Here is an 11,989-nt window from a genome sequence, read left to right on the forward strand (position 1 = left end):
CTCATGAGCGGAGTTTCTTGTAAATCAACTTGGCGCAATTCGACCCTATAGATTGTCAGTGGAAAAAGGTGATTTCTTTTGTTTCGCGCGCGAAACACTGTCTGATGTCATGGGCAGCTCCAGGCGTTGACGTCTTCAGCGGTTATCGGGTATCTGGTTGCTTCCATAACCTCGGGCACCTGATTTGCGTCATACCGATCCATGACCCATTCCCAGACGGGTTCGCCTGCGCTGTTCACCTCAAGGGCGCGACCGGCGCGGGATTCAGTTAGCAGAAGATTGCCATTGGGCAGGTTTTGCCACTTACCGGACCATTTAGTGTAGAACGGTTGGTCGGGCTGTGTGGGGAAGAGAATGGTGCGCTCTTGCGTATGTGGCCGCAGCGCAACCACGCGCGATCCGCCCTGAAGATTACCGCTCTCGGTTCGGTCAAAATTATTGTCGAAGATGCCGATCCATCCGTCGCCGATGAAATCCGGATCGTGCTGAAACAGCGTGTCTGAATAGGTGTGCCATTTCACCTTCAGCGTATCGGGGTCGAGCACCATGACCATATGAAGATCGCGCAGGGATACGACGATGTCGCCCGCATCGAACAACGGATATTCATCGGCCATCTCCGGTGACAGCTCTTCTATGTCGTTCAGGTGAAAGATATCGCCGCGATAGCGCCTGCCCGTTCTCAGATACACGTCGCTCAGGTCGTTTTTTTCGAACACTTCGATCGAGCTGATGGATTTCAGAACCTCTCCATCAGCGCTGACTTTCATGAAGTAGTCTTCGTAGACGGGGAAGGCCAGGATATCCATGAGCTTTTCATCCCGCCCTTCACGCGAGCGCAGCTCTTGGTTGCCGGACACCCAGAACGAGCCGTCATCATTCGCAGAGATGGAATGATGCGCCCGAGGTTTTGACAGGGTCCACAAGACGTCGCCACAGGCCGACATACGGGCGATCCCGATGAATTCGAAATTGAACAGGATGTCGCCATTGGGGAAAAGGTGCGAGCCATGAATATACGGATAATTATGCCGTCCGCCGAAAATCTCACTCGGGTCGGGTGCCCAGGAATGCAGGACATTGCCGGATGCGTCGATTAGCCGGACACCCGCATGCCAGTCGAATTCCGGGAAATACGATGTGATAAGTGTAGACCCGGATGCCATGGCGCCGTCGTCGTGAATACGAACACCCTCAAAGTCATATCGCACTGGCATCAGCCGGTCAGGCTCCTTCATAAAGGCTTTGACTTCTTCCCATGCCTGAACGGCGATCCTGTAAGGGGCCAGATACAGATAGGCAGACGCAAGCCCCGCCAGGAAAGTAATTGCCAACAGACAAGCCAGCGACAGCAATGCAAGTAGGCGATCAGACATAACCACAGAACCCCAATTTACAGATCAATGGGGCAACGTTGGATTTTTGACTGGCCGCGATCAAGCTTAAATCCATGCAAGCCGTTTGTTTTGGGACTGTACCAGTTCTGACGTAGGGCTTTTTGTCGGGTATTTGACAGTAGCCTCCCGCTTTGGGTGTTGCGATTCCAAAGGTGTCTGATCATGCAACAATCCGGTTGATTTCGCCGCATAGTCACGAAAGTCTTGCAATATTGATGTCTGATGTTTCTATTTTTGGGCCAAGACGATTAATCTTAGACCGCAAGGAAGACACGTTACCGGGTATTAAGTTCAGTGTTAGAGGGTTTGGGGCGAACAGTGTGAAGGACTTCTTTAAAAAACTGCCTGAACGGTTGTTCTGGACATGTTCGTTACTCGCCGTCATTTGTTCATCCATCCTCTACGGGATGTTTGCACAAAAGAAAAAATGGCCGCCAGTTCCGCAGCTTCGAACAGCATACAAAGTGTTGTTTGTCGATGAACTGCTGACGCTGGAGGCGAGAGCCTATCACAAGCATCTTCAGCCGTCACGTGGGCAAGGCGATGGTGTCATGATCAATGACGATCCGGGTCGTGGAGACGTCATCCTGATGATGGGATTCTTTGACGGAGAGAACCAAGCGCGGCTTGTGACCCGCGACGGTAGTGTAATTCGCAAATGGCCGTTGAATTACTTTGAACACTACCCGGAAGATCAAACCAGACCCTGTGACGGCCTTGGCAACCCCTTGTTGATAGATACGCATGGGGCTCTGCTGACCCCAAAGGGTGATCTTGTGTTCAACTACGAATATTGTGGAACGGTTAAGCTGGATAAGTGTTCAAATCTCCTTTGGGCCCTCGACGAGTTGTCACATCATTCGCTGGTTGCGTCTGAGCAAGGTGGATATCTGGTGCTGGGTCGCAACGAATGGACCGCTGCTGATGTTGTTGATCGTTTTCCTCCGTTTTCTACCCCGGCCACGGACGAGCTGATCTGGGAAGATGTGGTTTTAAGGCTTGATGAACAGGGCCAGATTCTTGAACGGATATCGATCCCAGACATGATCATGGACAATGGCCTGACCGCATTGCTAACGGCCAATGGTCAGGAGATTAGGTCAACAGAGGTGGCGCGGAAAGAGTTGCTTCATGCAAACAAGATTGACGAGTTGCCATCGGACCTGGCTGACAGTTTCCCGCTGTTCAATGCCGGGGACTGGGTTATTTCGATGCGGGGGCTGAACCTTGTTATAGTGGTGGACCCCGCCACGCGAACAGTGAAGTGGCACCAGACCGGCCCTTGGATACGGCAGCACGACCCCGAGTTCCGCCCGGATGGAAAAATCTCGGTTTTTAACAACAACGCATATCTGACGTCCTACACCCGGAGTGATAAAACACGGCTGGATGCGCCCCGGGACACAAACATCATGACCATCGACCCGGTCAGCCGGGAGACCGAAATTGTTTTCGGCAGTAAGCCCGGTCAAGAGATGCTGTCGGTCATCCGGGGGCAGCATGAAATTCTCGACGATGGTAGAATTCTGATCACAGAATTTGATGCCGGGCGAGTGCTGGAAGTGGATGGTGCTGGCACTGTGGTTTGGGAATACGTCAATAAATACGATGACGAATTTGTAGGTGAAATCACCAATGCAAAGCTCTACCCATTGAGTTATTTTGAAACCGACTGGAAGGAATGCATGCAATGAAATGGTTCATGAAAACATGGGAGGGGGGACGTCTGGTTGCACTGTTGCTGTTTGCAGGAGTGCCGTTTCTGATGTTGGCAAGACCGGCGCACGCCTATATCGGCCCGGGTGCCGGGCTGGGGGCTATTGCGGTCACGATTGCCGTGGTGCTGGGTGGTATCTTTCTTATTGTCGGGCTGGTCTGGTTTCCGCTCAAGCGGCTACTTCGTGGCAAGAAAGGCCCGACTGACGCAGGTAATGAAACCGACCCAGTGCAATGATGCTGGCTATAGCCGTTTCGCTGCTGGCTGTCGCGGGGTTCATTTTCGCCCTGTGGCGGACGAATATCGCAGGAGTTGCCCACAATATCGTTGGCGCAAGCATGGCGGGCGTGGCTGCGCTGTTTGACAACCAGTTATCTGACGATGCGAAGGAAGCCGCAGCGCGGCGGGCAGGGGGGCAACTGATCCTGGGCGGCCTGAATCTGACATGGCGTATTGCCCTGGCACTGGCTGCGGCGGGACTGCCCATCCTGCTGGCTGATTTTGGAGGGCTTGTGTCCGCAAGTGCGGTTCTGGATGTCATGCTTCGGCTGGATTACATCGTCATCGTGTCGGTCCTGGCGTTCGCGGTGGTCAAAATCGTCAGCCGTCCGCGTCGCAGCGAAACACCGCAGGATAATGGTGGATCCCAATACTCGCCTGTAGACCAGTTCGTTCACAACTTGGCCTTTTCCGGCCCGGCGGTTCAGAAAGCGGCCGCGCGGATCGAGGCGCGCCTGATACCGCGCCCTCCGATGCCAAAGGTATCGCAACCCATTTTTGTGACCTCCCTTGCGCGGGGCGGCACCACAGCGGTTCTCAACGCACTGCATGATGCGCCCGAGGTGGCGACGCATACCTACCGGGACATGCCTTTTGTGACGGCTCCTGTGCTGTGGAACAAGCTGGCCGGTGGCCAGAAACGGGGCGTGCGGCGGCAGCAACGTGCCCACGGGGACGGAATGGAGATCGACCTTGAAAGCGCGGAAGCGTTCGAGGAGGTCATCTGGAAAATGTTCTGGCCGGACAGGTACAAAGGGGCTTCGATCCCTCTGTGGGAGGCTGCGGACACTGATGGCGAGGCCGACCACTTCCTGCGCCACCACATGAGCAGCATCATCCGGGCGCGCAATGTGCAGACCGGGTCGCAGAGCGTTCAGAAAACCCGCTATTGCTCGAAGAACAACGCCAACATTGCCCGCATTCCCTATCTGCTCAAATCTTTCCCGGATTGCAGGATTGTCGTTCCTGTGCGGCGTCCCGAAAGCCACGCCGAGTCTTTGCTACGGCAGCATAACAACTTCAGCAAGCTGCAGTCCCGAGACAGTTTTGTAACCCGCTACATGGCGGATATCGGCCATTTCGAGTTCGGCAATCTGCATAAACCCTTTCTGTTTTCTGGCTTCGACCTTGGACAGAAAGACTCCCACACGCCCGACTACTGGCTGCAATACTGGACCTGCGCCTTTCGGGATCTGCTTGTGTACAAAGACAAGTGCATCTTTCTTCTGCAGGACGATCTGCGCGCGTCGCCTCAGACAACGATGGAGAGATTGTATGACACCCTCGGCCTGTCGACCGGTGAGCAGAGCTTTGAACGGTATTTTCATTCGAAGCCTGACGTGGCTGACGCAGAGAGGTTTGATTCCGGTCACTTACAGGAAGCGCGCGACGTCTATGCGGCATTGGAAGAATGCGCCCGCCGGGATCAACTGCTGAAAGTGGTTTGAGGGGTGAGGAGCGCACAGCAGGCAGTATAGCCATGGTAATTTTGGTTTTGCGCGCATTTTACAGGTATTTTGCAAACAACCTCCTTCCGAGTAGAAATGCTAAATAATACCCGATAAGTATCCCTTATCATGTTATTTGAAATCTGACCCAAATTGACGCAGAATGGGTACATGAAGCCCCCTGCCCCATACCTCCCCGCCGCCTCCCCTGCCCTCTCGGACACGGATCAGGAGGCGCTCACTGATCTTTATGTGCGCGGCACACCGGAAAACACGCTGCGGGCATATGAACGGGATCTGCTTTATGTCACCGCCTGGAAGTCCGAGCGGTTCGCAGCGACGCTGAATTGGCCGGAATCTGAGGCCACCGCCCTCGCCTTCATTCTCGATCACGCCCGCGATCTGAATGACGCACCAGAAACGGATGTGGCGCGCGAAACCGCAGAAGCGCTGATTGCTCAGGGGCTACGCAAGTCCCTCGCCTGCCCTGCCCCTTCGACGCTGGACCGGCGCATCGCCTCCTGGCTTGCCTTTCATCGAATGAAGAACCTGACCAGCCCTTTCGGTGCGCCGCAGGTGAAGCAGGCCCGGTCCAAAGCCCGCCGCGCCGCCGCCCGGCCCCCTGCCCCGAAATCGCAGCACCCGATTACCCGCGATGTGCTGGAACAACTGCTGGCGACCTGCCGGGGGTCGCGCCGAGATTGTCGCGACCGCGCCATCTTGATGCTGGGTTGGGCTTCTGGTGGTAGACGGCGCTCGGAGATCACCGGGTTGATGTTTGAAGACCTCTCGTTGAACGAATTCGAAGAGAAAAGCCTGGTCTGGATCTCACTGCTGGAGACCAAGACCACAACCAAAGGAGAAACGCCGCGGCTGGTGCTGAAGGGACGCGCCGCGCAGGCACTGGTGCATTGGATCGAGGTGAGCAAGATCGGGGACGGGCCGCTCTTCCGCCCCGTCTCCAAAGCGGACCGGGTGCTCAAGCGCCGCTTGTCGCCGGATGCGATCTATCAGATCGTCAAACATCGCCTCCAGTTGGCAGGGTTGCCGGAGGACTTCGCCTCGCCGCACGGTCTACGTTCAGGCTTCCTGACCCAAGCCGCCCTGGACGGCGCCCCGATCCAGGCCGCCATGCGCCTGTCCCTGCACCGCTCCATGGCGCAGGCGCAGAAATACTATGACGATGTCGATATCGCTGAAAACCCGGCAAGCGATCTGTTGGGGTAGACGGCATGGCCAGCGCTTTGTGGCGAGTTCAGCTGACAACTTTCCTGCCAACTCACCCGCCCCCATACCTGCTGGCTGGAAGATGGGAGGGCCCCTTTTCGCGGAGTGTAATTTGCCTCCAAGAGGAAAACTGTTCCGAGGAGGATCTGAGGAAACGCGGATAGCTTATGTTACCCCCCGAATTCTTCTTGGAGAGTATGACAGGATAAGGTGGTTGTGTTACAAAGTTAATCAACCATAGGATGATTTTAGGCAAAGTAGTTTTTGGGCGAGAGCGGAACTAAAGAAACCACCGTTCTTCAATTCGCTTGCCAGTGGATGCGTTGGAGCGTTTGGAGGATGCTGTGACCGCACTGAGGGCCAAGAGCCGCAACCAGATCAGCCGTTGCAAAACGGCCCGATAAGTCCGAAAAACTCTGACGGCGGACATTACGCGATTGGACAACATTTTCACAGTTGGCCACATTTCTATTTGAGGTTGGCAAGAATGCGACGAGTGCGACAAAAAGAAAGTTCTTCAACTTGACATGTAGTGCCTGCGAAGTACCGTCCTTTTTTGGTGATGTAATCAGTAATGTCCGGACCAGTCGGAATAGTGAATTGTGACAGTAGGGTGTTTTTGTGATTAATTTCAAGCGCGTTGCGGACGCGAATTGCAAACTACCTTCAGTTCGACGGCTGGAGGCTGCACTTTGAACTGGGACGCGATAAGCCGTGTTTTATTTTGGCTATCTGTCATGGTCGCGCTTTTTGTTTATGGCATGTACGCTGGCGCGAAACGCGCGTTTCCATACAAACAACTGCGGTCGTTCACGCCGCTGGTTGAAGCCTTTGATTTGTTGGCTTCCACACAGGAGGACCCTTGGTATTTTTCCAAGCGGAGCGTTCAAAACCCAATACAAATTTACGATACTGATGGCATGATGTCAGGCCTAACGCTCGTCAGCACACTTACTGGTGAAGGGGATTTCTGGATCAAGGTCATAGAGCCCACAGGTAAGGTTGTTACGGATTGGCGCTTTGACATTTTTTCAATCTGGCCGGATTTTTCGCATCTGGAACCGAGAGACGTTCCCAAAAAACGTCCCGGTAGCCACATTCACGGGGTTCTAGCCTTGGAAGACGGAGGGATCGTTTTCGTCGTGGAAAGTATTGGCTTGGTTCGTGTGAACGCCTGTGGTCAAGTTCAGTGGCGGCTTCCGTACCGCGCTCATCACTCAATTTTCAGGGATGACCAAGGGGATTTTTGGACAGGTGGAGAGATATCGCGCCGCAGCTTAGAGGGGCTTCCCAAAAATCATAGACCGGCAGTGCAAGAAATGAGAATATACCGAGTTTCTGCACAAGGCGAACTGCTCGATGATATTTCGATTTTTGACATATTTAATAAAAACGGGCTGCATGGGTTGCTTAACCTAGGCACCCTTGAAAACCATGAGGCGATGGTTACCGGAGATACTCTACACCTTAATGACGTTGAAGTGTTTCCCAACAGCCTGCAGCCAGGGGTGTTTCAACCTGGCGATGTGATGATATCGCTGCGAAACATAAATGGTGTCTTCGTCTTTGATCCGAAAACTTGGGAGTTGCGAGCACATACAATTGGTAGAGTTCTGCGGCAGCATGATCCCGATTTTATAGATAGCAACCGAGTGGCAATTTTTGATAACAACACTTCGGGCGATCCCCGCTTTGAAATGGCATCGCGCATCGCAATCTGGGACGCCCGCGACGGAAGCGTGGTCACCAAATGGAAAGGGAGCGGTGAACAGCCGTTCTACACTAACATTATGGGCAAACAACAGTGGCTGGAAAATGGCAATCTGTTGCTCGTCGAATCCGCAAAAGGCCGTGTTGTCGAAGTCGGGGTTGACGGACGCGTTGTTTGGGAGTGGAACAACGTCATTGCCGAAGATACTCTTGCTATCATTGATGACGCGCAGCGACTTCCCATTCATTTCAACGCTGAGTTTTACAGTGCTCACCGCCAAAACTGCGGGGGTTGAAAAGCGGTGTCAAATCCGGACCATAAATGGGGTGAGTTCAATCTTCCGTTTATCTAAAAAATGGGAGATCACGTCAGTTGCGAGGTTCAGTTTCGCACAATCTCTTCAGCAACTGCACTAGCCAGTTTCTGGTGGCCCGATTCCGACAAATGTCCATCCGGAAAGAGGTAGTCGCTTGCATCGAGTATTTTCGGCGTATGGAGAATTTGCAGGTCGGATACCTTTGAGCGCAAGAGGTCGAGTTTCGGAGATGCCGAAAGCACTGCTGTGAAACGTCCGCCCCGACCGCCTGTGTTCACATCGAAAACAATCAGTTGCGGCGGGGTTTCACCCCAATCCCAGTTGGCCAGAACTTCGATCAGAACTTCGGGGTCTTTCAGGTCTGACATAGGCAGATCGCTGTCTTGGGTCTCACTGCCACCGAACCGCCCGCGAACCTCCTGAAAGAGGGCGGGCAGATAGTGCCCGAAGCCTCCGCCGGCCTCTTCGTTTCTGGCAACGAGTTGTGCATAGGTTTCTTCCGGCATGGCCGACAGCGTGCCTTCGGAAAGATAGCGGCGGTTTTCATGGCCGTCATTGTCGCTGTACTGGATAATCACCGTCTTAAGGTTGCTGCGGTCGAGTCGGTCAAGCGTCATAAGCTCTCTGGCGGTGCCATAGGACGACACACCGGTATTCAGCGTCTTGCGTCCGGTTTCCGCCTCGATAATGTCGGCGAAGGTTTTCCTTTGCCCGACGCCCCAACCCATCGCCTGGCTATCGCCAAGCACTACGATCTCGGGCGCATTAAGAGAGGCTTCGTCGTCGCGATAGCCAGCCGAATTCACATCGATCTCGGTTGAGAATCCGGTATTTTCGAAGACGCAGCTTCCGGGTCGCAACGTATAGCCCAGTTCAGGATCGTAACGTGCGCAATTCGGGAGGTATTGCACATACGAGACATTCGCCCAGTAAATTTTCCTGGCCAGCCGGTCAACGGAACGGATACCGGTCGGAGAGCCCCGTGCAACAAGCCAGGCAAGCGTGGCCTCCAGGCCAACCAGAAGCACCGCAAGGATCAGGATGTTGATACCGATGACGCGCCACATCCGGTTTCAATCCAACCCGTAGCCGGTTTTATTGTTCATAGCCTTCGACTGGCCCTGACCCTCAATCCGCAACACCGTAAACCCCTTAACAAAGTAACGTTACGTCCATAACACGGAACGCCGATTCAAGGGAATGACGTTGTCCGTCATGCGGCAGATCAGCGGTCCTTGCGTGGCGCTTTTGCGGTCCGGGATGGCCCGATCCGGCGGGTCTTTCACCTATGTGCCCGCGACGGGAACAATGACGACAACACAGGGATTCCAATTGACTTGCCCCAAAATGCGAAGAAACTGGCAAGCAATGTGCATGTCCGCAGTCCGGTTTTAAGGTTTCATTTGTTCAGGGTCCGGCACGTGGGGAAGGGTTGCGAGTTTTCTTTTTAGGTTGATACCAGAGCGTTATGTTCATTGATCTGCTGTCTTGGGAGTTCCTACTGTTTTCGGCGTTTACCATCATTTTGGTTGCGTCTTCGACAGGGATTGTGCGGACAGTTGGCTTTCTGAGTGCCAATATCGGATTCGTTTTTGCGCTTCTCGGTCCAATCGGCCTGGTCTCAACCCTGCTCTTTTCCGGTTTGGGATGGGTGCTGACGCGTGTGCATCTGACGGCATCCAGATGGGGGGCAATTCTGTCGGCGACCCTGCTGATCCTCGTTTTCATATACATGCTGGATTACGAGTTTTTGGGATTGTTCCTGCCTGACGCAGCGCGCTTGTCCTTCCTGCAGACAGTCGGTCTGAGTTTTCTGTTGTTTCGTATCCTGCATGTGATGATCGATGCCCGGTCGGGCGTCATCGACCGCATCGATCTCGCCATTTATCCGAACTATTTACTGGCATTTACCACGTTTATGATGGGGCCGATCCAACGCTACCAGGACTTTCGCGACCAATGGCAAGACCGGAGCCGTGCTATCAAGATGACGTACGAAGCCCATCTTGACGCCGGATTGAGAATACTCTGGGGGCTTGTCAAAGTTTACGTCATCGGAGCGCTTTTCTTTCGTTTCGCGCTGCAGCCCAATACCGATGTTCTTGCGCTGAGCCTGAGTGAATTCTGGGTTCAGTTGGCTGCTTTCTACTTTTTCCTCTACATGAACTTCTCGGGCTACTGCGACGTCGTGATCGGCATCGGCAGCCTGATGGGCATTCGTCCACCAGAGAATTTCAACAACCCGTATTTCGCCCAGAACATCGCGGATTTCTGGCTTCGCCAACACCGATCTCTCACACTTTGGTTGACCGATTACGTCTTCAATCCGGTGTATAAAAAGGCACTCAGCTCCAGTTCTTTCGCCAGTCTGCCGCTGGCTGCTGGTATCATTGCGGCTATGCTGACCATGCTTGTCTCGGGTCTTTGGCATGGCACGACAATCGGGTTTTTGATCTTTGGTCTCGTGCACGGGACGTGGCTCGCCATCTACCGGATATGGGACCATGTGCTGACAGCCCGTCTTGGTAAAAAGCGGCTGCGCAAGATAAGGGCAAGCTGGCCCGGGCGGGTTGCGGGAATGGCGATTACATTTCACGCGGCTGCTTTCGCTTTCCTGTTCTTCCAACTGGATACGCCAAGCGTTGTTGCGCTTTTGAAAGGTATTATGTGATGTGGGTGACCCTTGTTCCCAACCAGTCTCTGCGGATGACCTTGAAGCTTCTCGTCACTGCTGGGCTTATTGGGGTTCTTTTTGTTTTCTCCGCGACGGAGGTCGATTTTGTCTACACGGGTTTCTAGGAAACTGCGCCTCTCGATCGCGGCTCTAGGGACTATTGGGGTTGTCGTTGTGCTGGTGTTTTCTGCGCTGACATGGCTGGCGATCAGCGCCGAGCGCAGTTTTTTCATGTTCCCGTATAAACAGGAAAGCTGGTATCGCTTTCTTCTGCCATCGCAATTTTCGACCCAGGATAAGCCCGTCATCATGTTGACCGGACCCTCCACGGTGCGCGAGAATCTGCGCTGGGAGCAGATACAGGAAGCGTTTCCTGACTATCACATCTATCAGGGTGGAATCAGCCTGGGTACGACTGAAGACGTGATGATCGCTCTGAAACTCGTCGAAGCGAGCTACGGTGAAGATGCGTTGCCGGATTATGTCGTCCTCGGTCTTGGCCCCCGCTTCCTTGCCAATCTGCCACCCAACCGGCCTTTTGAAACAATCGTTGAAACCTACAGCCCTTGGACGGTGGCAACTGGTCCGAATGGGGTTGAGCTGCACAAGAAGCCTCTGTTTGAATCTGCTCTGGCCAAAATGCGCTTCGTCGGCAAGCAGCCTGAGCGTTTCAGGTCCGCATTGTATGCCTGGACGGCATATCTGGGGGGGGCGGTCGAAGAATGGCCCCTTGGAGAAACCCTTTTACGCAAAGCCGGATTTCTGGGTGTGTGGAAATCGCAAATCGAAAGACAGCTCAGGCTCATTTCGCCGTACAAATTTTCCAGAAGTTCCGGTCTGAGTGAAACAGATCTTGCGGTCTATATGTCCGGCAGCTGGTGGGAGTCTGTCTTCGGCTGGGATGTGCATAAGAATGGCGACGCTGCATCCCTGCGTCTGCGCCAGCTTCTGGATTTCCTCGACGAGCACGGCATTGGCTTAGCGGTCGTTAATATGCCGGAACGGTCATACTCCCGCTCGCGGTTTGCTTTCGATTACGAAGATTATCTGAGCACGATCCTTGATGGTATTGGGACGGCACCGTTTCTTGATCTGAGTACTTTCTCGCACGATGAAGAGTTTCACGACGCCGAGCACACCATTCCGGAAGGGTCTCGGCGTCTGACGACCCGCGTAATAGTTTGGATGCAATCCTTGCTAACATAACGTATAAAGGTAAT

9 protein-coding genes are annotated in these 11,989 nt (G+C 53.9%); 7 read left to right on the plus strand and 2 right to left on the minus strand.

Features of this window, described 5'->3' with window-relative positions; all coding sequences use genetic code 11:
- Positions 1–107: 107 nt before the first annotated feature.
- On the minus strand, positions 108–1,376 hold the full coding sequence (locus ACR0NZ_RS15825; RefSeq protein WP_480520224.1) for an arylsulfotransferase family protein: 1,269 nt from the start codon (positions 1,374–1,376) through the stop codon (positions 108–110).
- A gap of 173 nt (positions 1,377–1,549) precedes the next feature.
- Between ACR0NZ_RS15825 and ACR0NZ_RS15830 the strand changes: the two genes are divergently transcribed.
- The 5 genes from ACR0NZ_RS15830 (at position 1,550) to ACR0NZ_RS15850 (ending at position 8,074) form a co-directional block, all read left to right on the plus strand.
- On the plus strand, positions 1,550–3,091 hold the full coding sequence (locus ACR0NZ_RS15830; protein ID WP_480520226.1) for an arylsulfotransferase family protein: 1,542 nt from the start codon (positions 1,550–1,552) through the stop codon (positions 3,089–3,091).
- An 8-nt stretch (positions 3,092–3,099) separates the two neighbouring features.
- On the plus strand, positions 3,100–3,351 hold the full coding sequence (locus ACR0NZ_RS15835) for a hypothetical protein (RefSeq protein WP_480520228.1): 252 nt from the start codon (positions 3,100–3,102) through the stop codon (positions 3,349–3,351).
- Positions 3,348–4,841: a sulfotransferase gene (locus tag ACR0NZ_RS15840; protein WP_480520230.1), complete on the plus strand. Its 1,494-nt coding sequence runs from the start codon at positions 3,348–3,350 to the stop codon at positions 4,839–4,841. Before ACR0NZ_RS15835 ends, ACR0NZ_RS15840 begins: the two co-directional genes overlap by 4 nt.
- A gap of 171 nt (positions 4,842–5,012) precedes the next feature.
- On the plus strand, positions 5,013–6,068 hold the full coding sequence (locus ACR0NZ_RS15845; protein WP_480520232.1) for a tyrosine-type recombinase/integrase: 1,056 nt from the start codon (positions 5,013–5,015) through the stop codon (positions 6,066–6,068).
- 692 nt (positions 6,069–6,760) lie between these two features.
- On the plus strand, positions 6,761–8,074 hold the full coding sequence (locus ACR0NZ_RS15850; protein ID WP_480520234.1) for an arylsulfotransferase family protein: 1,314 nt from the start codon (positions 6,761–6,763) through the stop codon (positions 8,072–8,074).
- Between the two features lie 86 nt (positions 8,075–8,160).
- Here ACR0NZ_RS15850 and ACR0NZ_RS15855 read toward each other — a convergent pair whose 3' ends face one another.
- Positions 8,161–9,162, minus strand: a complete 1,002-nt coding sequence (locus ACR0NZ_RS15855) for a hypothetical protein (protein ID WP_480520235.1) — start codon at positions 9,160–9,162, stop codon at positions 8,161–8,163.
- A gap of 401 nt (positions 9,163–9,563) precedes the next feature.
- On the opposite strand from ACR0NZ_RS15855, the gene ACR0NZ_RS15860 reads away from it, so the two are divergent.
- Positions 9,564–10,766 carry an MBOAT family O-acyltransferase gene (locus ACR0NZ_RS15860; RefSeq protein ID WP_480520238.1) on the plus strand — a complete coding sequence of 401 codons (1,203 nt, stop codon included), beginning with the start codon at positions 9,564–9,566 and terminating at the stop codon, positions 10,764–10,766.
- A 108-nt stretch (positions 10,767–10,874) separates the two neighbouring features.
- A complete protein-coding gene (locus tag ACR0NZ_RS15865) occupies positions 10,875–11,975 on the plus strand; it encodes a hypothetical protein (protein WP_480520240.1) in 1,101 nt (366 codons plus the stop codon).
- The last annotated feature ends 14 nt before the right edge of the window (positions 11,976–11,989 follow it).

The organism is Ruegeria sp. AE3 (assembly GCF_056542225.1).